This window comes from Aureispira sp. CCB-QB1, from assembly GCF_000724545.1.
In the GTDB taxonomy this organism is placed as follows: Bacteria; Bacteroidota; Bacteroidia; order Chitinophagales; family Saprospiraceae; genus Aureispira.
The window spans coordinates 259,437-284,942 of the sequence record NZ_JHBV01000016.1; the positions used below are offsets into that span (position 1 = coordinate 259,437).

At 35.5% G+C, this 25,506-nt stretch carries 22 protein-coding genes; 9 read left to right on the plus strand and 13 right to left on the minus strand.

What is annotated here, in order from left to right:
• Positions 1 to 11: 11 nt before the first annotated feature.
• Both CG11_RS07615 and CG11_RS07620 read right to left on the minus strand, forming a co-directional pair.
• Positions 12 to 1,052, minus strand: coding sequence for a LacI family DNA-binding transcriptional regulator (locus CG11_RS07615; protein WP_052594748.1), 1,041 nt, complete (start codon positions 1,050 to 1,052; stop codon positions 12 to 14).
• A 54-nt stretch (positions 1,053 to 1,106) separates the two neighbouring features.
• Complete coding sequence (locus tag CG11_RS07620) at positions 1,107 to 1,532, minus strand: hypothetical protein (protein ID WP_052594749.1); 426 nt, start codon at positions 1,530 to 1,532, stop codon at positions 1,107 to 1,109.
• 329 nt (positions 1,533 to 1,861) lie between these two features.
• On the opposite strand from CG11_RS07620, the gene CG11_RS30145 reads away from it, so the two are divergent.
• Together CG11_RS30145 and CG11_RS07625 are read left to right on the plus strand one after the other, a co-directional pair.
• Positions 1,862 to 2,029 carry a hypothetical protein gene (locus tag CG11_RS30145; RefSeq protein ID WP_156039690.1) on the plus strand — a complete coding sequence of 56 codons (168 nt, stop codon included), beginning with the start codon at positions 1,862 to 1,864 and terminating at the stop codon, positions 2,027 to 2,029.
• 17 nt (positions 2,030 to 2,046) lie between these two features.
• Complete coding sequence (locus tag CG11_RS07625; protein WP_052594750.1) at positions 2,047 to 2,364, plus strand: hypothetical protein; 318 nt, start codon at positions 2,047 to 2,049, stop codon at positions 2,362 to 2,364.
• Positions 2,365 to 2,501: 137 nt separating this feature from the next.
• On the opposite strand, the gene CG11_RS07630 is transcribed toward CG11_RS07625, so the two are convergent.
• On the minus strand, positions 2,502 to 3,197 hold the full coding sequence (locus CG11_RS07630; RefSeq protein WP_052594751.1) for a T9SS type A sorting domain-containing protein: 696 nt from the start codon (positions 3,195 to 3,197) through the stop codon (positions 2,502 to 2,504).
• A gap of 530 nt (positions 3,198 to 3,727) precedes the next feature.
• On the opposite strand from CG11_RS07630, the gene CG11_RS07635 reads away from it, so the two are divergent.
• On the plus strand, positions 3,728 to 5,680 hold the full coding sequence (locus CG11_RS07635) for a T9SS type A sorting domain-containing protein (RefSeq protein WP_052594752.1): 1,953 nt from the start codon (positions 3,728 to 3,730) through the stop codon (positions 5,678 to 5,680).
• 238 nt (positions 5,681 to 5,918) lie between these two features.
• On the plus strand, positions 5,919 to 6,698 hold the full coding sequence (locus tag CG11_RS07640; protein WP_052594753.1) for a hypothetical protein: 780 nt from the start codon (positions 5,919 to 5,921) through the stop codon (positions 6,696 to 6,698).
• Positions 6,699 to 6,876: 178 nt separating this feature from the next.
• On the opposite strand, the gene CG11_RS07645 is transcribed toward CG11_RS07640, so the two are convergent.
• From CG11_RS07645 to thrS, 3 genes are all read right to left on the minus strand, one after another.
• Entirely contained in the window at positions 6,877 to 7,392 is a 516-nt protein-coding gene (locus CG11_RS07645) for a hypothetical protein (RefSeq protein ID WP_052594754.1), read from the minus strand.
• Between the two features lie 10 nt (positions 7,393 to 7,402).
• Positions 7,403 to 8,452 (minus strand): helix-turn-helix domain-containing protein, encoded by a 1,050-nt coding sequence (locus CG11_RS07650; protein ID WP_052594755.1) that lies wholly within the window; start codon positions 8,450 to 8,452, stop codon positions 7,403 to 7,405.
• Positions 8,453 to 8,677: 225 nt separating this feature from the next.
• Positions 8,678 to 10,615 carry a threonine--tRNA ligase gene (thrS, locus tag CG11_RS07655; protein ID WP_052594760.1) on the minus strand — a complete coding sequence of 646 codons (1,938 nt, stop codon included), beginning with the start codon at positions 10,613 to 10,615 and terminating at the stop codon, positions 8,678 to 8,680.
• Positions 10,616 to 11,149: 534 nt separating this feature from the next.
• Here thrS and CG11_RS07660 point away from each other — a divergent pair.
• The 4 genes from CG11_RS07660 to CG11_RS07675 all read left to right on the plus strand — a co-directional run bounded on the left by CG11_RS07660 (position 11,150) and on the right by CG11_RS07675 (position 15,984).
• Positions 11,150 to 12,958, plus strand: a complete 1,809-nt coding sequence (locus CG11_RS07660) for a helix-turn-helix domain-containing protein (RefSeq protein WP_052594761.1) — start codon at positions 11,150 to 11,152, stop codon at positions 12,956 to 12,958.
• 117 nt (positions 12,959 to 13,075) lie between these two features.
• Complete coding sequence (locus CG11_RS07665; protein ID WP_197043795.1) at positions 13,076 to 14,065, plus strand: NAD(P)-dependent alcohol dehydrogenase; 990 nt, start codon at positions 13,076 to 13,078, stop codon at positions 14,063 to 14,065.
• A 233-nt stretch (positions 14,066 to 14,298) separates the two neighbouring features.
• Entirely contained in the window at positions 14,299 to 14,955 is a 657-nt protein-coding gene (locus CG11_RS07670) for an AIM24 family protein (protein WP_052594762.1), read from the plus strand.
• 54 nt (positions 14,956 to 15,009) lie between these two features.
• Positions 15,010 to 15,984 carry a S9 family peptidase gene (locus tag CG11_RS07675; RefSeq protein WP_052594763.1) on the plus strand — a complete coding sequence of 325 codons (975 nt, stop codon included), beginning with the start codon at positions 15,010 to 15,012 and terminating at the stop codon, positions 15,982 to 15,984.
• 95 nt (positions 15,985 to 16,079) lie between these two features.
• Here CG11_RS07675 and CG11_RS07680 read toward each other — a convergent pair whose 3' ends face one another.
• Entirely contained in the window at positions 16,080 to 16,259 is a 180-nt protein-coding gene (locus CG11_RS07680; protein WP_156039691.1) for a hypothetical protein, read from the minus strand.
• 195 nt (positions 16,260 to 16,454) lie between these two features.
• Here CG11_RS07680 and CG11_RS07685 point away from each other — a divergent pair, with 195 nt between their 5' ends.
• On the plus strand, positions 16,455 to 17,495 hold the full coding sequence (locus tag CG11_RS07685) for a GMP reductase (RefSeq protein WP_052594767.1): 1,041 nt from the start codon (positions 16,455 to 16,457) through the stop codon (positions 17,493 to 17,495).
• A 99-nt stretch (positions 17,496 to 17,594) separates the two neighbouring features.
• Here the strand turns inward: CG11_RS07685 and zupT are convergent, their stop codons facing one another.
• The 6 genes from zupT to CG11_RS07715 form a co-directional block, all read right to left on the minus strand.
• Positions 17,595 to 18,416: a zinc transporter ZupT gene (zupT, locus tag CG11_RS07690; protein ID WP_052594769.1), complete on the minus strand. Its 822-nt coding sequence runs from the start codon at positions 18,414 to 18,416 to the stop codon at positions 17,595 to 17,597.
• Positions 18,417 to 18,619: 203 nt separating this feature from the next.
• A complete protein-coding gene (locus CG11_RS07695) occupies positions 18,620 to 19,960 on the minus strand; it encodes a LysM peptidoglycan-binding domain-containing protein (RefSeq protein WP_052594770.1) in 1,341 nt (446 codons plus the stop codon).
• Between the two features lie 143 nt (positions 19,961 to 20,103).
• Positions 20,104 to 20,763 (minus strand): LysE family translocator, encoded by a 660-nt coding sequence (locus CG11_RS07700; RefSeq protein ID WP_052594772.1) that lies wholly within the window; start codon positions 20,761 to 20,763, stop codon positions 20,104 to 20,106.
• Between the two features lie 545 nt (positions 20,764 to 21,308).
• Positions 21,309 to 22,238 carry a pyridoxal-phosphate dependent enzyme gene (locus CG11_RS07705; RefSeq protein ID WP_052594774.1) on the minus strand — a complete coding sequence of 310 codons (930 nt, stop codon included), beginning with the start codon at positions 22,236 to 22,238 and terminating at the stop codon, positions 21,309 to 21,311.
• 456 nt (positions 22,239 to 22,694) lie between these two features.
• Positions 22,695 to 24,059, minus strand: a complete 1,365-nt coding sequence (locus CG11_RS07710; RefSeq protein ID WP_052594776.1) for a transglutaminase domain-containing protein — start codon at positions 24,057 to 24,059, stop codon at positions 22,695 to 22,697.
• A gap of 172 nt (positions 24,060 to 24,231) precedes the next feature.
• Positions 24,232 to 25,320, minus strand: a complete 1,089-nt coding sequence (locus tag CG11_RS07715; protein WP_052594778.1) for a hypothetical protein — start codon at positions 25,318 to 25,320, stop codon at positions 24,232 to 24,234.
• Positions 25,321 to 25,506: the final 186 nt, after the last annotated feature.

The window sequence follows — 25,506 nt, forward strand, 5'->3', positions numbered from 1 at the left end:
CTCTGCTGGTTTTAAGAGGAAGCAGAAAAGCTCTTGCAGGATTTGCGCAATACCAAAGAAGCGGGCAAAATAACTTTCTGAGGTTTTAAAGAAGTAGTAGTTGATGAGTTAATTTGTTGTAACAATACTCGAACAGCCTCATCGCCCATTTTTTCAATCGGTTGAGCAACGGCTGTTACACCACAAAACTTGAATACATCTATATCATCATAGCACAATAGAGCAATATCTTCAGGAACTTTTATGCCGACCTGATTCAAATGCTCAAGACAAGCTTTTCCAATTCGATTGTTAATTGCATAAATTGCTGTAATTGGGTTTGTCTTATGCAGCATTTTTTTGAGCGAAAGTGCCACTTGATGTTCAATATCATCAAAAGCGATCTCACAAATATTGGCTGTCTGGATAGGAATATTTGCCGCAACCAAAGCATCTTTATATCCCTGTTCACGGTCTTTGATAGTACTTAAATGAGCTGGCGAAATAGTCAACAAACCTATTTCTTGATGATTGGAAGCCAATAGATGCTCTATAGCTCTCTTTGAACTGTTGTAGTTATCTACAACAATGGCATGCGTATTTAATTGGGGAACTTCTCGATCTATCAATACAAAAGGATATTCTTCTTTCTGCATTTCCTCCAACACAGTACTTTCTTGAAAAGTTGTTGCCAAAATCAATCCATCTACTTGCCGACCACGCAGCATTTGAATCAACTCTTCTTCTCGTTCGGGGCGTTCATCCGAACTACAGAAAATTAAATGATATCCTAATTTTCTCAAGTTCTCTTCAATTCTACGCGCTATAGTAGCATAAAAACTATTCGAAATATCGGTTACGATCAATCCTATCGTATTTGATTTTCCTGTTCGCAAGCCTCTAGCAATAGAATTGGGCTTGTAATTCAGTTCTTTTGCTTTTGCTTTTACCTTTTCTTGTGTTATGGGACTAATTCCATGTTGGTCTCCTTGTCCATTCAGAACCATAGAAACCAATGTCCTAGATACACCTAATGCTTGGGCTATATCAATAAGAGCAACTTTCTTTTTCATATCAATACGAATCAGTTTAAAATAGTTCGTACAAAATTTTGAAGGGAACCAACACTAACGATATCGAATATGATCATCGTCATTAAGCATATTTTTTACCCGCTCTTTAAGAACGATATTAATTAGCTCTGTATCGGAACTTTTTGTAGACTTGCTATCTTCAATTTTGTGTTCTGCAAACATATAATAAACTGTCCTAAAAAACAAAAAGACAACAAAAGGAGCAAAAAGAAAAATACTAGCTAAAGTTGCTAAGAGACCTTTATACAATTCTTCTTGATACAATTGATAAATCATTCGAATGATCTTAGAAACTAAATCTCTATTGGCAACCAACAAGATGATGGTCACGATAGGAATTAACATAGCAAATAAAATGCGAAATAAAATAATTGCCATAACAACAATAGCGACCACACTAACTATCGATTTCCATTTTTCTGGTGGTTTTTCGTTTCCATAATACTCTTCAACTTCCATTTTTATTTTTTTATAATTTTATACTTTTATCTAAATTATTAATATCTAAAGATTTCTAAGTTTTCAACAAGGAGACAAAAGAGATGGTTCTAAAAATCAAGGTAAATTTAGACTTATGGCTGCTTCTTTGAGACCAGATTATCAATACAACTCATTTTGCTCTACCTAAAAACATTGTATAGAAGGATATTTTATCTATTTTAAGAACAAAATTCCTTTTAATTGCATTAATAATAATACAAAAGATCGATAAAATGAGTTCCAAAATTTTAAACCGTTTAGTTGTATTCTTATTTTGGAATTGCAAGAGTCATTAAAAACGTCGCGTTATGAATCATCAAGAAGAAACAAACAACTATAATATAATGAAAGTTATTGGCTTGGGTATACTAATGATTGTTATGCTCATAGCTCTTTTTAACAAAAAAGACGATGCTAGTGTCTTTGGCATTCCTGGCAATACTATTCAAAAAACAGATACCACAATTACTCAATAACCTAAAACTAAAATCTTATGCGACATAATGAGGACGATTTATTGGAGTCTTATGAGGACAATGATGCTGAATATGACTTCTTTCAAGAATCAAAAGAAAATACAAACAATGTAGCCTATGGTTTAGTTATGCTAGGTTTCTTAGTTGTATTGGGAATTAAATTTGTCATGAGTCTAACAGATACCAGACCAGATGTAAATGCAATTATAATGCGACAAGTGAAACTCCTTAAAATTGCCGAACAAGCTACTACAACCGAAGAAGCACAAGCCGCTATGATTGAATACGACAGTTTGGCGAGAGTGTTAGATTTAATGGAAGAAGAATCGCTCTAGTTATAGTCAACATCCCTCAAAAAATGAGTACTAGCACCAACGTTTTCTTGCGATAAAGTTGTCGCCAAACCTAAGAAGCCTCTCTAAATAATTTAATTTAGAGAGGCTTCTTATTTTTTATTAGTTGCGATACGATTCTAAGGATTATATTTGCTGATACGCTGTGTACGCACAATGTTTCCATTAGCATCTCTCATACGTACCATATACATTCCTTTAGGGAGGCTACTAACATCATACTTTGCACCAGCATGATTAACCGAGTAATGTTCCATTTTTCGACCAACTACATTATATATTTCTATCAAGGCAACTCTATTGTAGTCATCTTTGATATGGATATAGTCTATTGCTGGATTTGGAAAAACTTTAGGAACAGTTGTTTCTTTCGAAAAATCATGAATAGCAGTATGTGTTCCTTGAGCAGCAGCACTGAATGTAATTATTTGTTCGGTTCCTACTTCATCTGATACATCATAAAGATGTACCTCTATATTCCCCATACCTTGTTTTCCATTGGGTCGAAAAGAGATTTTAAAATCATGCAACACTTCATTAGGTTCTAATTTAAAAGTACGTTTATTTACTAAAGAAGTATAACACTGATGGTCACATACAACCGCTTCCCATCCTTCAGACAAATTGGATTTCTTTACTTCCCAACTAAGTTCTATTGTTTTGGAAGTTAAGTTTCGAAGCACAACAGATGGGCTTACTTCCTTATCGATTTGCCCCTGCTTAGTAGCATAAGTAGCCGATACGTGGAAGCTACTTTGCCCTTGTAAGAGGAGTGCAACCAAAAGAAATGTAGTTATTAGTATAGTTTTTAACATAGGCGTTCTTTGATTTTGTCAAGCGTTTATTATTCTCTATGTGCTATTAGTATAAATTCTTACCACTTTCAACAGATTAATATTGGAGGGGTGTTGATGGAAGATAAGATAGTGGGTAGAATTTTACTTATTATTTAATATATGCAAATATCGTGTAAATTTAGATTTTTTATCCAAATATTTTGCCTTTTTTATTGAAAAGGTCAAAATTTAATCTATAAATAACTCACTAGAACTGAACAGTTCACAATCATTAAAAGTTCAATAACGATAGCAGATGCCACAATATTGAACAAAATAGAACAGAACATTACACTCATAATCGATTTTGGAGTAAAATTTTATATTTCAGAATATTGTTTTGTCATAAGTTCAACTTACCTAAAAAAATTACACAAATTAGGTTGTTTTTTAGAATTACTTTTTTAACTTTGGTGTAATACAACTTATGGACATTCTTTAATATCTTCATGTATTAATAAATCTAACTTTAGAAACGTTTTAACTTTAACAATAGTAAATCAAGTCTTATGAAAAAATTTTTATTATCAGCACTATGTGCTTTATCTACAACCGCACTTGTGCAAGCTCAAATAGCTAAAAAACCGCTTGTTGAACACTTTACACAGGCATCTTGTGGACCTTGTGCTTCTCAAAATCCAACAATGTACAATACATTGAATAATTTTGGTACAGCCAACTACACTAAGATTACGTATCAAGTATCTTGGCCTGGTACAGATCCAATGAATGCAGAATACCCTGCTGGTCCAAATGATAGAAGAAATTACTATAGTGTTTCTGGTGTTCCAGATGCATCTTTGAATGGAGGAGCTACAGCTGCACCCAATACAGCCATTACTTCCTCTACATTATCAAGTGCTGCTGCACTAACGACTCCATACGAAATAAGAGTTAACCAAACATGGACAAGTGGTACAAGTGTTGATGTGAATGTTGTTATCAAAAATGTAACTTCTGCTGCAATCGCAGATGCTGATAGATTCCACTTGGCAATGGTAGAAGAAAACATTACATTTGCATCTGCTCCTGGTTCTAACGGAGAAACAGCATTTTTCTATGTAGTACGTGACATGTATGATGCAAGTACTGGTAGCTCATCTACAGCTGGTGCAACTATTGGATCAATTCCTGCTGGAGATTCAATTACGTATACACTTACTCTAACGCCTCCTTCTTATATCAGAGATTTAAACCAAGTAAGTTTTGTTGGTTTTGTACAAAACAACGGTACTAAAGTAGTACACCAAAGTGCGAAGAGTGCAGCTGGTAACGTTCCTGGTTTGTTGAATGTTGGTGCTGCTGCTAACTCTACTGTTGGTGCTGGTTACTGTAATTATAACTTTACACCTTCTGTAAACTTTACTAATAATGGTGCTATTCCTGTTACTTCTGTAACAGCACAGTATACTATCAATGGTGGTACTCCAGTTTCTGAAACCTATACTGGTAACTTGACTTCTGGTCAATCTACTGCTATTACATTCCCAGGAGCAACATTGGCTGCTGGTTCTTCTAATGTAGAGTATACCATTACAGATGTTAACAATGGTGGTACTTATAGCCAAGGTCCTGTAACTATGGCGCCAGAAAGCTATAGCAAATTGCCTACAACTGCTGCTGCGGCACCTCTTACAGAAGGTATGGAGTCTGCTCCATTGACTTCTGGAACAGGATACTCTCGTACATTGGCAACAGGTATTTTTGATGCTGATGCTAGTATTCCAGAAGCAAGTTTCTCTGTTTTGGATGGTCCTACATACAACTATGGAGCAATTGGCGGTATGGCTGCATCTAACAGAAGCATCCGTTTCCGTTTCTTTGGGATACAATCTGGTTCTATGAGTGTTGTTATGAACAAAGTAAACTTAGGTGCTGGTTCTGCTGTAAGTTTTGACCATGCTTACCGTCAATACTCTAGTGAAAATGACCGCTTGGAAGTAGAAGTTTCTACAGATTGCGGTGCTACTTGGACTACTGTTTGGAATCAAGCAGGTTCTGCTCTTATGACTTTGCCAGCATCACAAACTCAATTTGTTCCTTCTGCTGCTTCTGATTGGAGATCAACTACTGTTGATTTAACTGCTTATGACAACACAAATGATGTTGTTATCCGTTTCAAAGGTACTTCTGCTTATGGTAACAACTTATTCCTTGACAACATCAATATCGCAGATGGTGTAGTTAGCGTAAACAATGTTCAAAAGGAAGCTGCTGAAGTTCGCATTATGCCTAATCCTGTAAGTAGCCAAATGACACTTGAGTTTACTATGGAAAATACTGCTGATGCTAATATCAACATCGTAAATGCATTAGGTCAACAAGTACAACAAGTAGCAAATGGTTCTTTCAGTGGAACAAATGTTCTAGAAGTAAATACTAGTGAATTAGCTGCTGGTGTATACTTTGTAAATATCGTAACAGAGCAAGGAAAAACTACGAAGCGTTTTGTACGTCAATAGTCTGTTCTAGTATATAATCAATTTTAACCATTGATTTTAAGAGGATGAAATGAATCATTTCATCCTCTTTTATTTTTATAAAAGAAAGTTCCTTCTCTCTTTTCACTTGCAAAAACCAACTATTTAGTTTAATCTTGTAAGTAGATGTTAAAGTATATGGATATATGGTAATTTATTCATAACTTTATATCTCTAATCAATTGATATTTTCCGTATAAAAATTTAAAATTAAAATTCTATGAAAAAGATACTTGCAGCTTTGACTCTTGTCGCCCTAATTTTTACTGCTTGTACAGAAGAAACTAAAACTCCTGTAACGGTTAGTTTATCTAAAACTTCTGCTACTGAATTAGGCTTAGCTAACAGTCACAGCCACATGAAATTCAGCGTTAGCAATTCAACAGCTAACGAAGCAACAATCCAATGGGAGCGTGTAGAAACAGCTGCAGTTACTGGATGGACTTACAGTGTCAATGGTAGCTCAACTGCTTCTGGTACATTAACAATTCCAGCAAATGGTTCTGTGGAGATTACTTTCATGATTATGCCAAATGGCAACGCTGGTGTTGGTACTGGAATGTTAAAATTCTATGATTCTGAAGATAAAACACTTACAGAAAAAGCATTCAACTACAGCTTAACAACAGTTACTCAATACTTTGAAATCATTACAATTGATCCAACTAGCCAAACAGTTAGATCAACAGATGGAGATACTGACTATAAAATGAAAGTATACAATCCCAATACTGCTGATATTACCTTGAACTGGAACTCAACAAAAGGTGCAAGCAATCCATCCAACTGGATTATAAATGTTTGCGATCCTACAATCTGTTTCCCTCCTAACGTTGTTAGCAATAACTTCGCTGTTCCTGCTGGGGATTCTGTCGACTTCAAGTTTACATTTAACCATGCCTCTACTGCTGGTAATGGAACTGCAACAGCTAATTTCTATGTAGCTACAGATAGTGCCGCTAGTTTGGTTTCTCAAATGGTAACACATACTGTTCAATAAAATAGAATTTCTATTTAGAAAAAATGAGCTATTCCGGCAATCGGGATGGCTCATTTTTTTTCCATAAAATTATGGTGGTGAATTATCTCTAGATAAGCATGTACAACATCTAGTTAATAGTCTATCAGTAGCAATGTTTTAGATGCTTGTTTAATATAAGATGGGGTATACAATTGTTTTATTCTATCCCCTTATTTTCTTGCCATGCCTTTATCCTTTTATCAATTTCTTTTTTCGGAAGTCTATTATTCAATTGAAATAATAAATCCATTTTTTCAGCAGCATCAGTGAAAGAGAGCAATTCTTTTTCTACAAGTTTATCAAAAATGTAAATAATACCTCGAACTTCTATTCCATTTTTCTTTGCTTGTTTCCTCAGTTTTCCGTCGCCAGTAAGTAATGTTCCCATTAGTTTTTTGCTATAGTACCAAACAGAACAATCTTCAAAACTAAGACCATTATTATCATCCAAAAGACTTTGAATTCCCCGATAATCTTCATTATTTATAGTTTCTATTATAATCAAAGATGTATCGTCTTTAAGTTTTTGAATGGCTTTTTTCTGTTCATCATTAATTTCACTGTACACAAAATCAGTAGTGTATAGCTCAAAGTCCAACTGTGAAAACTTTTCCAACAGATCAAGTTTAGCTAAATCAATTAATATGTTAGCATCGTTTATTACTATTTTCATGTTTCTAGGACTAGATTAATGCATAATTCTCTTTAATACTTTCAATACTTTTATTAAGAAGAGAAGAAGCTTTACTCATTGAAATATCTTCTTGAGCTAGTGCCCTATAAACCAACTGTTTAAATCTAAATGACTTTTCTGGAGTTTGAAACCTCGAATGGTAAATAGTTTTCTTTAAGCTAGGATTGAAATTAATTTTCTTATAAAATTGTTTATGATACTCTTTAGGTAAAACACCTAATTCTACAAGCCTATATATGATAGCAGGTATACTGATACCATATTTTTTCTGAATAGATACTAATTCAGTAAAACTGATGTGCTTTCTCTTTCCTCCAAATTCATTGATTAACATTTTCCTTGGTAATAAAAACTCTGAAGCAAAGCGATGACAAAATTTTTCTTCTTCAGCCAATTCACAACGGGGTATTTGAAGCAATAAATGACCTAATTCATGTAATAAGGTAAATCTTTTTCGTTCAACAGGAAAATTTCCATTAACTACAATTACTGGATATTTATTGTCTATATAAGTTGCTAACCCATCAAATTTATCATCTGCATCATATATTTCGATAATTTTTATTTCTTTATCCTCTAAAAGTTGTATGATATTATAAATAGGATCTACACCAATACTCCAACTGTTTCTCAAAGAGAGAACAACAGCTTCTATATCTAATATAGAATTTATTGTTTTATTCGAAATAATATTATTAAAGGATGAGTCAATGCCTAAAACACTTTCAATCCAAAGATAATTTTCTAGTTTTATTTTGATTTGCTCTTTAAGAGAGTTTTCCTTTTTGGCACTAAAACTAGATTTTTTTCTAAAGTTAACTTCTCCTAATTCAATTTTAAAAGAACGAAAAAAGTAGTCAACTTTTTGATCAAACAGCTTAGAAAGGCTTAGTAACTTTGAGCTAGGAGGAATAGAAACTCCATTTTCATATTTACTAACCATTTGTTTTGAAACACCAAGCTCATCAGCTACATTTTGTAGAGAAAGCCCTTTCAATTTTCTAGCACTTTTAATTCTATATCCTACGATATTTTCCATGTATATTGTATTTTCAGTTGACAAAACTATAATAATATACGAAAAAGTCAACTAAAAGTTAAGTTTCTGTAGTATTTTCGCAACAGCTCAAAAACAAAAAATCGGTAGAAAAAACTTTCCTACCGATTTATCAATTAAAACTATCTATTAGAGAATCCTTTCTTCATAAGTATTCCTAAAGCTCAATAACAGAACTTCTAAAGCGGAATAAAAAAGAAAAGCCCCCTATCCTTCTTGCTCTAACAAGCCATTGAAAAACTCAATAAAGTTCGGAATAGTCATGGCACCTTTATCGCCATCTTCTACCCCTTGCATACGAACAGAAACGGTCTCTCCTTCTACATCATTCCCCCCAACGATCAACATAATAGGCACCTTTTTCACTTCCGCATCTCTAATTTTGCGTTTCAGGGTTTCGTTTCTATCATCCATATACCCTCTAATGTCCTGAGCCTCCAATTTGTTTTTCACTTCATTGGCATAGCTGACAAATTTATCAGAGATTGGTAAAATGGCGTATTGCTCAGGTGTTAACCACAATGGGAATTTCCCTGCTGTATGTTCTATTAAAACGGAAATAAAACGTTCCAATGAACCAAATGGCGCACGATGAATCATCACTGGGCGATGTTGAGCATTATCTGCTCCTGTATATTCTAACTCAAAACGCTCAGGCAAGTTATAATCTACCTGAATCGTTCCTAGTTGCCAAGAACGTCCCAAAGCATCACGAACCATGAAATCCAATTTAGGACCATAAAAAGCAGCTTCGCCTAATTCTGTTACCGTCTTTAAATCCAATTCTTGAGTTGCCTCTATAATTGCTCGTTCAGCAGCATCCCAATTTTCATTTGAACCGATGTACTTCTCTGGTTTTTCTGGATCACGCAAGGAAATTTGTGCTGTAAAATCACTGAAGCCCATCTTACGAAAGACCAATAACGTCAAATTGAGCACTTCAATAAATTCATCTTTTAGTTGATCTACTGTACAGAACAAATGAGCATCATCTTGAGTAAAACAACGTACTCTAGACAAACCATGCAACTCACCACTTTGCTCATAGCGATATACTGTCCCAAATTCTGCGATTCTTAACGGCAACTCTTTGTAAGAATGCGGTTTGTGCGCATATATTTCACAATGATGAGGGCAGTTCATTGGTTTGAGCATAAACTCCTCCCCTTCCTTAGGTGTACTAATTGGTTGAAAACTATCTTCTCCATACTTCTCATAATGCCCAGAAGTAATGTATAGATTTTTGTGTCCGATATGAGGAGTAGTTACCAATTGATAACCACGCTTAATTTGTTCTTTTGTCAAAAAGTCCTGCAATCTATTTCTTAGGGCAGTTCCCTTAGGCAACCAAATTGGCAGACCTGCTCCAACTTTTTCAGAAAACATAAACAGCTCCAATTCTTTTCCTAGCTTTCTATGATCACGTTGTTTAGCTTCCTCAATCATCTCCAAATACTCTTTCAACTCTTTTGCTTTTGGAAATGTAATTCCATAAACACGAGTCATTCTAGCATTTTCTTCATTGTTTTGCCAATAAGAGCCAGATACCTTTGTCAATTTGATAGCTTTGATAAAACCAGTATGTGGAATATGTGGTCCACGACACAAATCGGTAAATCCTCCTTGTTTGTAAAAAGTAATGGTTCCATCTTCCAACTTTTCTAGCAATTCCAGCTTGTATTCGTCTCCTTTCTCTGTAAAGTATTGAACAGCATCACTTTTACTAATCGGCTCTCTTAGGTATTCATTTTTTTGGCGCGCCAATTCTAACATTTTTTTCTCAATAGCTTCAAAATCATTGCTAGATAAAGTTCGATCTCCCAAATCTATATCATAATAAAAGCCATTTTCAAGAGAAGGACCAGCCCCAAACTTAACCCCAGGGTACAAGGCTTCCAATGCTTCTGCCATTAGATGTGCCGAAGAATGCCAAAAAGTAGCCTTGCCATCATCATCACGGAAGGTTAACAATTGTATTGCTGCATCATTTTCAATAGGACGAGTGGCATCCCATACTTCGCCATTTACTTTTACAGATAATACATTGCGTGCCAAGCCTTCACTAATTGATTTGGCAATGTCTAGTCCAGTTGCTCCTGACTCATACTTACGAACGCTGCCATCAGGAAGAGTAATGTTAATCATTTTGATTTTTTTTGTTCCCCAGTATATTATAATACTTCGTGGCTTTTTTCATTTTTTACAAAAAATAAAAAACACCCTTACATCAATTTAATTATCAACCTTTTAAAGCGCTTAGCAATAAAAGCACATCTTGCGGATAATTCAACTGATTCGATTTACTCCGTAGGCGCTTTACTTTTAGTTAGCTGTGCTGCTACTACGTGGTTTTCACGAAGTAATGATATTGGAGAATAGTTATAAATAAATTAATAGAAACCGCTTTGATCTTTCCCCAAATACAAACATGGTTCTTGATCATTGCTTTCAATTGCCCAAAATAGGGAAATTATTATAATACACAACCACTCTTAAGCCATTTAAATTCAATAAATATGAGTTTTTTAATCTTAATTTTTTTCTTGTAACTTACACTCCAAACCCAACATAGGTTTTGTAGTTGGTCAAATACGGATTTTAAGGCTCTGTATATTCATTAATTTTTTTTGAACCATCTAATTTAGTCTTTGGGTGCGACTATATTTAATTTAATTAACAATGACTATTCAAGATAATTTCAATCCTCCTCAAAAATCAATTGCAGTACTGCCTTTTGTCAACATGAGTGCCAATCAAGAAAACGAGTACTTTAGTGATGGCATGACCGAAGAAATTATCAATGCCTTGGCAAAAATCCCCAGCTTAAAAGTAACTTCTCGTACTTCTTCTTTCTTCTTCAAGAACAAAAACATTCCTATCGGTCAAATTGGGAAAGAATTAAATGTTTCCATTATTTTAGAAGGCAGTGTTCGTTTGGCAGGTAACTTAATGCGCATTACAGCTCAATTGATTGATGTTAGAGAGGATTTTCATTTTTGGTCTGAGACCTTTGATCGTTCCACAGATCATATTTTTGCAGTGCAAGATGAAATCAGTTTGTTAATTGCCGATAAGTTGCGAGAACATTTAGGGCATTTTGACATCAAAGAACACCTAATAGATGCTCCAAACCTCAGTACTAAGCATTATCAAATCTATTTAAAAAGCAGGTATTACATTTTAAAGATGACTGCTGTAGGGATCAACCAAGGTGTTAAAATGCTTCAAGAATTGTTAGCAACTCAACCACATTTTCCACAAGCATATTTAGGAATGCACTTGAGCTATACGTTACTAGGAACCATTGGGCTAATCCCTGCTAATGAAGCTTTTTTGAAAGGGCAACCCTACTTAGAAAAAGCGATTGAATTATCCCCCAACTTAGCAGAGTGTCAGCTGCATTTAGCTTGGATGAGTTGTTTGCGGGAATGGAACTTTCCTCAAACCTATGTTCATATCAAAAAAGCATTGGACACCACTCCTACTGTCGAAGCATACCAAACAATGACATCTATTTTAGTGGCAGAAGCGAAATTTAAAGCTGCGCTTCACTACATAGATACAGCTTTACAAATAGACCCTTTTTCGGGGATCAACTATCATTTAAAAGGATATATTTTCTACGCTCAAGAACATTACGAACAAGCCATAACGCATTTCCAAAAAAGCCTTCATTTCAATCCTAATTCCTCGGTTTCTATTTTGTATTGGGGGCAAGCCCTTTTATTAATGGGAAAATATCAAGAGGGCATGGCTTTCTTTGAAAATAGACCCAACGACAAAACAGGAGACATACAACGTCTAGGAGGCATCACATTAGCACATGCTGCCATGGGACATCGAGCCCAAGCAAAAGAAGGGATAAAAAAACTAGAAGCACTTCTAGAAACTGATTTAATAGATCGTGCATCCAATTTACTTATTATTTGCCATGCTATGTTGGGCGAACAAGAAATGGCACTTCAGTATATCGAACAAGGCGTACAGCATCGTTTGCCTATGATGATTTATTTAAATATCGAACCTTGCCTAAAAGATCTTCGAAAATCGCCTCGTTTTCAAGCCTTGATGCAAACTGTCTTAGGGCAGCCTGTTGTTGTAACAGAAACGAAGAAAAAATATAAAAAGTCTTCTTTGAGTGAAGCAGAAAGCCTGTACTATTATAACAAACTTCAACAAATCATTTTAGAAGAAAAGCCTTTCTTACAAGCAAATTTGAGTCTTAGAGAGTTAGCTCAAATGCTCCAAATTCACCCCAATAAATTATCAGAATTGCTCAATGAGAAAATTGGTAAGAATTTCTCCGAATTTATTAATTATTATAGAGTAGAAACATTTAAAAAGTTAGCTCAATTACCCGAAAACAGTCACCTTTCCTTACTAGGACTTGCCTATGAGAGTGGTTTTAATTCTAAAACAGCTTTTAATACTTTTTTTAAGAAAGAAACAGGAATGACTCCTAAAAACTATTTAAAACAATCTTCATGACCTTGGTTCTCACCAACTAATTTTTAGGCAATTCGTTCGCATTTATAATCTCGAACGATTGCTTTTTCAAACTCCACTACATTTGTGTTATCAAATTTACTTACAAAAAATAGTATCATGACAAACACAACTATGAAAGCAATTGTCTGCCATCAATATGGAGGTCCCGAAATTTTAGAATATACAGAAGTTGCCCTACCTAAATTACAAGACAATGAAATTCTTATTCAGATTAAAGCAACGGCTGTAACGGCAGCTAGTATTTTTATGCGAACAGGAAAACCTTACTTTGGAAGACTATTTACTGGTCTAACCAAACCCAAATTAGCAATTCCTGGTACTGACTTGGCAGGCGAGGTGATAGCCATTGGAAAATCAGTTCAACAATACGCAATTGGGGATAAAGTAATGGCTGCTACAGATTTAAACTGTGGTGCTTACGCAGAATACATTTGTTTGCCAGAAGATAGTCTGGTTGTCAAGCAACCACACAATATGACCGCAGCTGAAGCCACAGGCATGATTGACGGTGCCTCTACCGCCTTATCTTTTTTTAGAGATACAATACAATTAAAAGCAGGGCAAAAAGTCTTAATTAATGGGGCTTCGGGGAGTATCGGTACAGCAGCCGTGCAATTGGCAAAATACTTCGACACAGAAGTAACAGCAGTTTGTAGTGGCAAAAATGAAGCCCTAGTTCGTTCTCTAGGAGCCGATTTTGTCATTGATTATACTCAAAAAGATTTTACCAAGCAACCTACAAAATACGATGTCATTTTTGATACCGTCGGTAAGCTTAGTTTTTCTAAGAGTAAAAAAGCACTAAAGCAACAAGGCGTATTTTTAACTCCTGTGCTATCTATGGCGGGTATGATGCAGATGCTCATAGGTAACCTCTTTCGTCAAAAGAAACTCAAATTCTCGGCTACTGGACTTCGATCAGAAGCACTACGCAAAAAAGATTTGTTGTTTTTAAAAGATTTAATTGAAGCGGGGAAACTGAAAACCGTTATTGATCGAGAATATACTTTAAGTGAGATGCAAGCAGCCCATCGTTATGTCGAAACAGGGCATAAAGTTGGCAATGTCGTCGTTGTATTTAAATAATGATTCTAAGACAAGTCTTTCTTAATATACCTTTTTAACTTTTTCTAACTAAAAAACCTATCCATCACTCCAACTTTTCTCTTTTGTCGATAATTTTCTATCATACATCCCATTTATTCTAAAAAATGAACTTCTAATCCCCTTTCTAATGTATATAGCTATACTTGGTATCATAAAAAAAACAAACTACTGCTTTGTTCAATTATTTTTTAACGAAATATTTTTTTCTCAAAATGGACTTACAAATTTCTCCCTATCCTGGCTCATTTCTTCTTGCAAAAATGAATCCTTCAGAAAAAATTATTACAGAAAAGGGAGTGCTAATTTCTTGTAATGGGAGATACCACCAAGAAAATAAAATCGAAGCACGAGGTGTTAAAAATTGGTTGGCAACAGCTTTTGGTAAGAGTCTGATTTATAATATGTATACGGCTCAAGAATCGGTTCAATTCATATTTGCCCCCAAAAACAATGCAGAACTATTTTCTTTAGATATTAATGCTCAATGCCCTGTTTTATTTGACCCTCAATCGCACTTTGCTAGAACCACTGGTTTGGATATTGAACTTGCCAAACAAGATTGGAAAAGTGCGCTCAACGATGGTCTAAAATTACGTACAAAAGGTAAGGGAAACTTAATCTTAAAGGGACATGGAACCATCTTAGAGCAAACTATTAACACACAGAAACCCATCTATATAGATGAAAGTGCTTTGGTAGCTTTTGAAGCATCTCTTAGTCTAAAAACAATTTCTAAAAGCATTAAAGAGACCCTAACTAGTGGCGAAGGATTTTTGTGCCAAGTAACAGGAAGTGGCAAAATATGGTTGCAAACTCGTACAGCTGGAGAGAGTTCTGGCGGAAGCGGCGTGGTCAGCAATCTATTTTAATTAACATCCTATTTTTTATCATTTTTTTACTTCAATTAATCTTATTTACCTTAAATGAAACGAACATTTATACTAACCATTCTATGCCTAACAACATCCATTCTTCAAGCGCAAACCCCTCGCATTATTAGCAAAAACAAAGTTGATTGGAAACAATTTCCGAAACTATATACAGATATTAACAAAGAGCAATTTATCAAACCTTTTAGTGCTCTTTCAGAGGTTGATGTCGAAGAAATAACCTACTGGAGCGATAGTTTAAAAATTGAAGCCTTTGCCGCCATCCCCAAAAAAGAAGGGAAATATCCTGTTATCATCTATAACCGAGGAGGAAATAGGGATTTTGGAGCCTTGCAACTGCTTAAGGGAAAATTTAAATACCCTGTGGCTTACTTTTTTACGCAATTGGCAAAAGAAGGGTATATTGTCATTGGGTGTAACTACAGAGGTTGTGGCAAAAGTGAAGGAAAAGATGAATTTGGTGGAAACGATGTCAATGATGTCTTGAACTTAATTGAGGTATTAAAAGAAATTCCTCAAGCCGACGTTTCTCGAATTGGTATGTATGGCTGGAGCCGTGGTGGCATGATGACCTATCTTGCGCTAACTAAAACCAATCAAATCAAGGCAGCAGTAGTAGGTGGAGCTCCTACCGACAATATGGCTATTGAGCGCCCTATGATGGAAACGGGTGTCTATGCTGAATTAATCCCTAATTACTGGAAAAACAAAGATGTTGAACTAAAAAAACGCTCAGCTTGCCATTTTGCTGAACAGTTTTCTAAAGAGGTTCCTATTTTAATTCTACATGGTAATGCTGACTGGCGTGTAAAATCTACACACGCTTTAAAGCTTGCCTTGGAATTAGACAAGTACCGTGTTCCATATCGTTTAAAAATATTTGAGGGAGGAGATCATGGTTTGGGTGCTTTTAGACCAGAGGTTAATAAAGAAGTTTTATCATGGTTTGAGCGATTTTTAAAAAACAACGAACCTGTTCCCAATATGGTATCTCCCAACAAAGAATAAAAGCGTCTGGTATTGGAGTGTATAGCACTACTTTTATTCAAAAATAAAGGAAGAAGAGATGGTAGGTAAACTACCATCTCTTTTTTTAATTTGTTTTACTTACAACAATTGGGGATGCAAAAAGTACCTTCTCCTTTGCAACAATCTTGCTGATTCGTACAACAATTAGGCACACATTCACTTTGCCCACAACATGATGTATTGTTCTTTGCTGCAAAGGCGGTTCCTATTGCTAATAATAATGTTGTTCCAGTGATCAAATAAATTGCTTTCATAATAAAAATTAGTTTGTGTTGTTCTTTCAACAACCTGTTTTGAATTAAATAACAACTTACTAGACGACAATTTTTGAGAAAGACGCAATTGTTATTTTTTTCTTCTAAATTTTTATTTGTAGCTTTAACCGCTATACACGATGCTGTGTTTTAGCAAATTATTGAATTGAATAACTTATAATATTCTTACTCTATATGCTAATTGAATCAGATATCAAATTAGGTTTTAAAGACGTCATGTTTCGACCTAAACGCTCCACTCTAAAATCTCGATCAGAGGTTACTTTGCAACGTGAATTTTCTTTTTTAAACAGTCGCATCTACTGGAAAGGTGTTCCTATTATTGCTGCCAATATGGATACTGTAGGAACCTTTGAGATGGCACAAGCCCTAAGTCAAGCACAGTTAATTACAGCGATACACAAACATTATACAATACAACAATGGGCAAATTTCATGCAACATAGCAGCCCTTCTATTGTTGACTATATTGCTGTTAGCACTGGAACTGGAAAAAAAGATGCTGAAAAGTTAGATCATCTTTTGCAAGAGCATACTGCCTTAAAATTTATTTGCATTGATGTTGCCAACGGTTATTCTCAGCACTTCGTAGATTTTGTAAAAAAGACTAGAGACAAATACCCTGATAAAGTAATACTTGCAGGTAATGTTGTCACAGGGGAAATGGTAGAAGAATTGCTGCTCTCTGGTGCCGATGTAATTAAAGTAGGTATCGGTCCTGGTTCTGTCTGTACAACTCGAGTTAAAACAGGAGTAGGCTATCCACAACTTTCAGCCGTTATTGAATGTGCAGACGCTGCTCATGGATTGGGTGGACAAATTATTTCTGATGGAGGCTGTAAAATTCCAGGTGATATTGCCAAAGCTTTTGGAGGAGGTGCCGATTTTGTAATGCTAGGTGGTATGCTAGCTGGTCATGATGAGAGCGGAGGCGAGACGGTTACAGAAGCCGATAAATCTTTCAAATTGTTTTATGGAATGAGTTCGGAAACTGCCATGAACAAACATTCGGGTGGTGTAGCAGAATATCGAGCTTCTGAAGGAAAAACAGTCAAAATTCCTTATCGTGGTGCTGTTAATGCGACTGTTCAAGATATTCTAGGGAGTTTACGCTCTACTTGTACTTATGTCGGAGCCAGAAGGCTAAAAGAATTGACCAAACGTACCACGTTTATACGAGTACAAGAACAACACAATACTATTTTCTCCAAGTAGTTGTTTTATGCTAACTTCAGAATATGAAGTTCTAACTCGTTCCAATATTGAATGCTTCTTTTGACCTTGAAGCATTCAATATTTTTTTCCTATAGTTTTCTATATCATCAAAATCAAACTTCCCGCCATTACGACCATTCCCAAAACAACACCATATATCGACAAATGATGTTCTCCATACTCTTCTGCTGCAGGTAATAATTGATCTAAAGAAATAAAAACCATAATTCCCGCAACCCCCGACAAGAGAACTCCCATTAAAGTTTCATTCAGATAAGGCATCAAAATAAAGTAACCTAAGATTGCCCCTAAAGGCTCTACAACTCCTGACAAGAAAGAATAACCAAAAGCTTGTTTGCGATTCCCTGTTGCGAAATAAATGGGCATAGAGACAGCTATTCCTTCTGGAATATTATGAATCGCAATGGCTATCGCTATTGTCAACCCTAATTCTGGATCGTCTAAAGCGGTTACAAAAGTCGCTATTCCTTCTGGAAAGTTATGAATAGCTAAAGCTAGTGCCGTTAAAACCCCTATACGCATTAATTTTTTGGGATCTGGCGCCCCTTCTTCTACCAATTCTTTTTCCTTTAGCCCTGTAGAAAATTCATGTGGATTTTCTGCCTCAGGAATCAGTTTATCAATAATCGCAACCACCAACATTCCTACAAAAAAAGCAATCACTCCGTAGGTAGTTCCTAATTTTTCATCATTATGATAAGCTTCTGTTAATTTGATGATCGCTTCTGGCAAAATTTCTATAAAAGAAACATATAGCATCACTCCTGCTGCAAATCCCATTGCAAAAGTTAATAATTTGGTGCTTTTATCTTTTACAAAAAAAGCAATGGCACTACCAATTCCTGTTGCCAATCCAGCTAAGATAGTTAGCATAAAGGCGATTTGTACGTTTTCTTCCATAGATCACACAAGGCAATTAGATTTAACTAACAATATTTTTAGACAAATCTAAAAATATTGTCAAATATTTCAAAACTCTTGAGCAAATAAATAACGATACTCCTTGGGATGCAATTAACTGAGCCTAAAAAAACAAGAGGTTTTTTCTAAAAGAAAAAACCTCTTGCCAATTGCTCTCAACGGAAGCAATAAATATTGAAAAACTATTTGTTTAATTGCTCATAACCTACAACCAACTGTTGGTTAATATCTATTTGAGAATCCGTCAACTGCTTATTCAAAGCATACAAATCTTTTAATTCTAAACCGTATAATTTAGAAATTTCATACAATGTCTCTCCTTGTTCCACTACATGAATGGTTGTTTTGGTATTGGCAACAGGATCCATTTTAATCAAAGGATTTTTACTTTTGCTAGGAACTGATCCATCATCAACAACCTTTAAGGCTTGATTCAAGCCTAAAGCATATCCTTCTAGATTATTAATAGCCACTAAACGCTGTATCGAAATGTTGAACTTCTCTGAAATAGTATATAAGTTTTCTTTTTCTTTTACCAAGTAAATTCCACCAGGTAACAGTTCGTTAGCCAAAGCCGTACTCGCTGCATTAGTTGTATTTCTTGATTCCGTAGGATTCATTGGCTCTTTAGCAGTTGGAGCAACTGGCTTCGATATTGGCTCAATAGAGCGTGCCGTAAAACCTCCTAATTTCTTTGACAACCACAACCTTTTCTCTACATCAGACATTCCTACAGTATCTTCAATAATAGGTCGGCTTGTCGCCACAGGAACTTCAACAACGGTAGGTACTGTTGTGACAACAGGTGTATTGCAACGCTGTGCAACAAATGTTGACAAAGGAATATCATTGATACGCTGTAATGCCAATTCTCCTTGAGAAGTGTAAATTCTATCGACCCCTACGGTAGAAACAACACTTAAATGTTTGATTGGTGTTTCTACATGGCGACTAACAATTTTGAATTGATAACTAGCCAAACAAGAGTTGGTGCCTTTCTTCTCAAAAAACACATTCCGTTCTTTATTGGTTTGTTTATTTAAAATTTCTCCTGGTTTGGATACTAAGTAATCGTATTTAAAACCATAAGTAGGATCATCATAAACAATACCTGATTGGTTTTCTGTCAAAGTGGATACAGAACGAATTTCGTATAAAACATACTTTGATCCCTTTTCTACCACCATATAAGCCATCTTTTGGTTGGAATTGATTGCATCCATTAAGACTGCCGATATCTTAGTACGATCTTCGCACATAAACGGTTTCACAGGAATCTCATTCACAACTTTTTTATTTAAATTTAACGGATCTTTCTGTACTCTAAATATTGCTTTTGTGGCATCATTAATCGAAATATAATAATCGGTATAAGCAATATCGTGAAAAGTATTTACACGTTCATAATCAAATTTTTGCATACAAGCTGGATCATAAAAGAAGTACACAGAAGATTGTGCATACGTTACAGCTGTTGTCAATAGCAAAAGTAAAAACGTGTAAGTATAATACGTAATTTTCATAAGTAAACTATTGGGTTAAATAAATTGATACAATAATGTATTTACAATTGTTCTATCTATTGTCTTGTTATAATTTGTTAAGCCTTAGGCAAGATTTTTTCATACTATAATGTCGATTAAAATTATCACTTATAATCTACTGTTTACAAAACAGTTACTTTCAAAAGTAATACCAAACCAAACCCACCTAAAACCAAACCTGCTAGTCTTCTAACATATAAGAAGTGATGTGCCTGCAATTTATTGCGAATGGTTTTGGCCAAGTAGATTTTTAAACAATCCGTCAAAATTACTACTGACATCACAGCAATGTACAATGCTGCCGTTGCTCCTCCTATATAATTGCTATTAATTGCAAAGGCCATCAACCCCATCCAAAAAAGCAGTGGTGTTGGATTAATGGTATTAATCAAAAAGCCTTGCAAAAAGTAAGCAAAATAGGCTTTCTTAGATACTTTGTAATCTACAATCTCTACATCATCTAACCCCTTGGTAGACACAGATTTTGTCAACAACAAACCTGCTCCAAACAACAACAATAAGCATCCTCCTATTGTTCCACTATACCACACAAAGGTCGCTTGTTTAACCTCATCTGCAATAATCTCCTCTACCCAAATTGCCCCCCAAAAAGCTAGAAAAATATACAGCAAATCACTCACCCACTGACCAAGGGCTAATGCAAATGCTGCCTTAAAGCCATGCTCAACTCCTAATTGTAGCATGGTAAAAAATATTGGTCCTACAAATACACTTAATATCAGCCCTGCTAATGCTCCCTCCAATATTGCACTTACTATCATTTTTTTGTTTTGATTCTCTTTTATAATAGTCCATCTAATACTTTGTTACTATAAAATTATAGTAGTTAGCTACGCTGCTACTGCGTGGTTTCAACGAACTATTGAAATTAATAACAAATACATAAATATTGGGCACCGCAAATAAATGCGTTATTACTCTTCTAAAAATGTTCCCCTTCTAACACATACATCCCAAAGTATCTAAATGCGCTTCATAGAATTGCTCGCTAGCGAATTAAAAAACTGATATAGAATCCTTTATTTTTTAATAAAAACTCATATGAGTTATTAAGATACCGTTGTTTGCCAATGCCAAAATTTTGGATACAATATGCACAAAAAATATGAAAGCAACTGACTTTAGGGTCAAGTTCTTGCTTTAGTTGTATACGATTATAACCATCAATGGTTGTATAAATCGTTGATTTTATTAGTTCAATGTCTTGCAATAGAAGTTCTCTAATTTTATACTTCTTTTATAAAAAATATAAAAAAGCACCTTATATCAAAAGAGCTATTTCTCTACAACTAGAAGCAAATAATTGTTATAAATAAGCTTCCAAATAAGCATTAAACTGCTCTAAATTCAGCCCAGATCCTCCACAAACTAAAACCAAGATAGTATCTAGGTTTTGAATCACATCTAAATTATGGTACACTGCCGACAGAGCTGCACCACAAGCAGGCTCTACCAAACTCCCTGTATCGTTCAAAAATGAACGACAAGCTTCTAGTGCCTGTTTATCACTAACCGCACAAGGAATTACGTCGTGCGCCAATCCATATTCAAGTGCTCGTTTGGCAACCCGTTTGGCTCCCAAAGAAGAAGCAATAGACGCTATCTCATCCAATGTAACCAATTGTTGTTGCTCCAATGATTTTTTCATAGAAGCAGCGCCATGAGTTTCAGCAGTAATAACTTGAGTAGCATTCCAATTATTGCGTAACACTCCTTCCATCACCCCACAAAAATAACCTCCACCTCCTACAGCCACAACAACGGCATCGGGTGGTGCCATTTGGCTATCGCATTCATCAATAACAGATGCATGCCCAGCCCAAATGGTTGGATGATCAAAAGGTGGGATATAAATTGCCTTTTCTTTTTTTACCAAACTCTGTGCAAAAACGTTGGCATCATTCCAAACGTCACCAAATACCCTGACGGTTGCTCCTAAACTCGAAATTTTGGTTTGCATAGACATTTTTGTGGTTGTTGGCACAACAACGGTTGTTTTTATTCCCATTTTCCAACCTGCATACGCTGTTGCCAATCCTGCATTGCCTCCCGAAGCTATTACCAAATGCTCGTAGCCTTCCTCTACGGCTTCTTGACAACGCTTTCCTATCCCTCGTATTTTAAATGATCCCGTTGGTTGATGGCAATCCATTTTAAAATAAATTTTTTTATTCAATTGGCTACTCAAGCGATGGGCATAAAACAAAGGTGTTTTGGTATGTAATGTTGTCGTCATTTTTATAATATTGATCGTAATTGTAGCAGACAAAATATCCAATTAAAAACTAACTTTACTTCGTGGTTCCCATAAAGTAGCAACGAACCGAACTATGCGAGCTCATGACCACAGGGAGTAACAAATCCAGCTTGCTGGCTCATAACCACAGGGAGTAACAAAGCTAAGTACAAAACTAAAAGACCTACTTATAATAGAAATCCGCTTACAAAAACAAGCTACTTCCTCCTTCAAGTTCTTAAGTTCTCTGTAAAATAACACGATTAAGAATGAAAGAGTACAAAATATAGAGAATTCATAAAAGAAATAGACTGTTCCTCTATATAAGAACAGTCTATTTTTAAAATAGTTTCACTTATCGCCCCATCCATTTTTGATTAACAAAAATTTAGACAATAAATTTTTTAATATATTTAACAGATCACACACCTTCCTTTAACACTCGCTACCAAGTCATTAAAGTGGTTTTTTGAATTGATCTTTCGAGGTGTACAAAGTCATCATTTTACTTGGTCGGTCATTGCAGGTAAACTCCCCCATGTGCCAATCCAAAGAAAGCCAATACAATCCCTCTTCATCTATATTTGGTTCTAGTTTTTTATATTGATCGTTATACTCTTGACGAATGATCTTAACAGCACGCTCCCACTCTGGCTTTCCTCCAATCAAAACCTCAGCCCACGCATGACCACCACCACTACAAAAACCACCCATAATTCTAGAAATCCCCCCAATCGCCTCAACACAAGAAGCATTTAAAATGGAGAAATCATCACAGTCTCCAGCTAATCCCAATGCAATGGTTCGGTTGGCAGGGGAATAGTAATCGTTTCGGATCATGGTTGGGTCACTAATGTATTTCCAACTGCTTGCCAGATACTTGTGCATAGCACATATTTGTTGAAGCCCTTCTTTACCTGGTAATGCCATCATTCTATCATAGTAAGCCCCTTGCTTCTCTTTTACCAATGAAACGGCAAAATCTCGTACACAAGGTTGATTAGGAACTACTGCTGCTGGGATAGACTTTACTTGCGAGCCACTGTCCCTAGATCCTGCACACCACTCATATTCTTTTAATTCCGCTTCTTGCGCTTCAATCAGCTGCTTGTATTGCTCGTTTTGTGCTTTCAGCTTTTCTAATACCTCCTCCTCACTTTCTAATTTATTAATTTTTTCTTGCAGGTCTTCCATTTTTGCAATCTTCTCTTCTTCTGTCAAACTCTGATCATCTTCTACCTCTTCCACATACTTTTGAACATTTTCTTGTTGCATATATTTGGCATCAATCATTCCTCGTAAGGACTCCATACCTTGATTCATGGAGATATTGAATGTACTGTTATTCGGAAAAAGCCCAACATGATTGCTTCCTATTAAAAAGCCTAATGGTAGTATTAACAAAACTAGTAATTCAACCTTAAAATTAATCTTTTCAACAAAGGAAAGTACCATTCCAACTAACAATACAAATACGCCTGCTAGTAAGTTCAGTTTTAAATTGGATAAAAAATCAACCTTAGATGCTAAGGTTTGAAACCAATTCAAAAAGCCAATTTCTACAGCTGTAGAAATCAATAAACCACCAATTATAAAACTTGTGAAGGTAGCACTAAAATTCTTTCCTCCTCCCAAGACTGCCATTAAACCAATCATGCAAAAAGCAATAAAAGTTAAAACAGATGGATCGCCCAAAGCACCGATTTGGCTGCCTAAAAAATCAATAGGAGCAGTATTTCCAAAAGTATAAAATATAACTGGTGTTAACAGCATCAAACCAAATACACCAATTCCTGCAAGTATTTTCTGACCAATATTCATAAAGCAAAGAATTTATTTAAAAGTAAAACTTCTTTTTAAGATAGTAATATTATCAAAACCTTAAAAAAATAAATCTAGTTCCCGTTTTAAATAATAATTTCCATTCTTTGAAAAATAAAGTCCATTGGTATTGAACTGCTTAGAATTGGATATAGTGCTATTCGAAAAAATTTTAGTTGGATTGTTCTTCTTCTTTGTACAAACCTCGATAACCACCAGTAATTCTTCCTCGTTTTGCTTTTATGTTATCTCCGATTTCTAATTGCTGCCACCAAGACAAAGGAATTTCCTCAATATGTTCTTCGTTTTTTTCATCTTGAACAATGACAGTGTAAGTCCCCGTACGTCCAGCTTCTCTCAAAGATGAACTGGTTCTTATATGCATGGCATTTCCCCACGTAGGGCTGTGGTTTTTATCTTGTGTAACGATAGGACTAATCGAAAACCAGCGATCAATTGAATATCGATATTTGGTTTGATAGACAGGCTCATCTCGGTAGATAGGTTCTTCGTATTCTACCTGATAATCTTCATAAATAGTTCGAGTACAGTATTGATCTTCAAAATAGCCATTGCCCAAATCTTTTTGCCCACAAACATACTCCTCACTTCCCACGGCACGTTGCTCTGTTCTCGTTCTAGTTTCATAATGATCTAATACTTGGTCATAATGATGAATCGCCTGAAAAGAGCTAATTATTTTTCCGCCATTAGGAATAGACCAATCCTCTTCTTGAACATTTCGTTTTTCTTCTACTAAGATACTTTGTTCCCACTCAAAGCCCTTTACCGTAACCTCTACGGTTTTATTAAGTGCCAACAAAACCAATAGCCCCACAATCCCAACAATAATTCCCAAACCAATGAAACATCCTTTTTTACTTGTAGGTGGTGTCGCTATTGCTTCTTTTTCTTTGAGTTTTGAGAAGTCTTTTGTACCATCTCCTGAGCGGGGTACATCTGCTGTAGTATAGGTTTTTACAGCTAATTGCTTGTCTGCCTCGGAGCGAGGATTTCCACAATCTTTACAAACCTGAACATCATTAGGGTTATTTTGACCACAAAAAGAACAACGCCAATCAGCACCTGCCTTTGCTCGGCGGATAACTTCAGGATCTTGAACAATATCTTTTTCTGCCGCCATATAGAATTTCACATTCTTAGGGCGGTCTGCTCCGCAGTTCGGACACTCTGTTTTAGGTCCTAGCACACCTTTATAACCACAAGTTGTACAATCCCATCTACCTACATGTATTGCCATAAGAATTTCCTTCTAAATAAATCAACGTTTGTTTTCTAATCTTCGCCCCAATATACCCAAATAATATTCGATAAAGTTGCAGTGCTCAAATCACCATTACTTTATGAGAACTAGCGCTGCAAACTAAGTAAATCGTATCAGTTTAATTATCTACAGGACAATTAAACTGATACAAAGATGCTCTGT

What these genes read in the sequence shown, in the direction of transcription:
- CG11_RS07640 (WP_052594753.1), top strand. Translation starts at nt 5,919, where the DNA reads ATGAAAAAGATACTTGCAGCTTTGACTCTTGTCGCCCTAATTTTTACT.
- CG11_RS07675 (WP_052594763.1), top strand. Translation starts at nt 15,010, where the DNA reads ATGAAACGAACATTTATACTAACCATTCTATGCCTAACAACATCCATT.
- CG11_RS07665 (WP_197043795.1), top strand. Translation starts at nt 13,076, where the DNA reads ATGACAAACACAACTATGAAAGCAATTGTCTGCCATCAATATGGAGGT.
- CG11_RS07630 (WP_052594751.1), bottom strand. Translation starts at nt 3,197, where the DNA reads ATGTTAAAAACTATACTAATAACTACATTTCTTTTGGTTGCACTCCTC.
- CG11_RS07695 (WP_052594770.1), bottom strand. Translation starts at nt 19,960, where the DNA reads ATGAAAATTACGTATTATACTTACACGTTTTTACTTTTGCTATTGACA.
- CG11_RS07660 (WP_052594761.1), top strand. Translation starts at nt 11,150, where the DNA reads ATGACTATTCAAGATAATTTCAATCCTCCTCAAAAATCAATTGCAGTA.
- zupT (WP_052594769.1), bottom strand. Translation starts at nt 18,416, where the DNA reads ATGGAAGAAAACGTACAAATCGCCTTTATGCTAACTATCTTAGCTGGA.
- CG11_RS07625 (WP_052594750.1), top strand. Translation starts at nt 2,047, where the DNA reads ATGCGACATAATGAGGACGATTTATTGGAGTCTTATGAGGACAATGAT.
- CG11_RS07710 (WP_052594776.1), bottom strand. Translation starts at nt 24,059, where the DNA reads ATGAATATTGGTCAGAAAATACTTGCAGGAATTGGTGTATTTGGTTTG.
- CG11_RS07670 (WP_052594762.1), top strand. Translation starts at nt 14,299, where the DNA reads ATGGACTTACAAATTTCTCCCTATCCTGGCTCATTTCTTCTTGCAAAA.
- CG11_RS07645 (WP_052594754.1), bottom strand. Translation starts at nt 7,392, where the DNA reads ATGAAAATAGTAATAAACGATGCTAACATATTAATTGATTTAGCTAAA.
- CG11_RS30145 (WP_156039690.1), top strand. Translation starts at nt 1,862, where the DNA reads ATGAATCATCAAGAAGAAACAAACAACTATAATATAATGAAAGTTATT.
- CG11_RS07715 (WP_052594778.1), bottom strand. Translation starts at nt 25,320, where the DNA reads ATGGCAATACATGTAGGTAGATGGGATTGTACAACTTGTGGTTATAAA.
- CG11_RS07615 (WP_052594748.1), bottom strand. Translation starts at nt 1,052, where the DNA reads ATGAAAAAGAAAGTTGCTCTTATTGATATAGCCCAAGCATTAGGTGTA.
- CG11_RS07635 (WP_052594752.1), top strand. Translation starts at nt 3,728, where the DNA reads ATGAAAAAATTTTTATTATCAGCACTATGTGCTTTATCTACAACCGCA.
- CG11_RS07650 (WP_052594755.1), bottom strand. Translation starts at nt 8,452, where the DNA reads ATGGAAAATATCGTAGGATATAGAATTAAAAGTGCTAGAAAATTGAAA.
- CG11_RS07620 (WP_052594749.1), bottom strand. Translation starts at nt 1,532, where the DNA reads ATGGAAGTTGAAGAGTATTATGGAAACGAAAAACCACCAGAAAAATGG.
- CG11_RS07685 (WP_052594767.1), top strand. Translation starts at nt 16,455, where the DNA reads ATGCTAATTGAATCAGATATCAAATTAGGTTTTAAAGACGTCATGTTT.
- CG11_RS07705 (WP_052594774.1), bottom strand. Translation starts at nt 22,238, where the DNA reads ATGACGACAACATTACATACCAAAACACCTTTGTTTTATGCCCATCGC.
- CG11_RS07700 (WP_052594772.1), bottom strand. Translation starts at nt 20,763, where the DNA reads ATGATAGTAAGTGCAATATTGGAGGGAGCATTAGCAGGGCTGATATTA.
- thrS (WP_052594760.1), bottom strand. Translation starts at nt 10,615, where the DNA reads ATGATTAACATTACTCTTCCTGATGGCAGCGTTCGTAAGTATGAGTCA.
- CG11_RS07680 (WP_156039691.1), bottom strand. Translation starts at nt 16,259, where the DNA reads ATGAAAGCAATTTATTTGATCACTGGAACAACATTATTATTAGCAATA.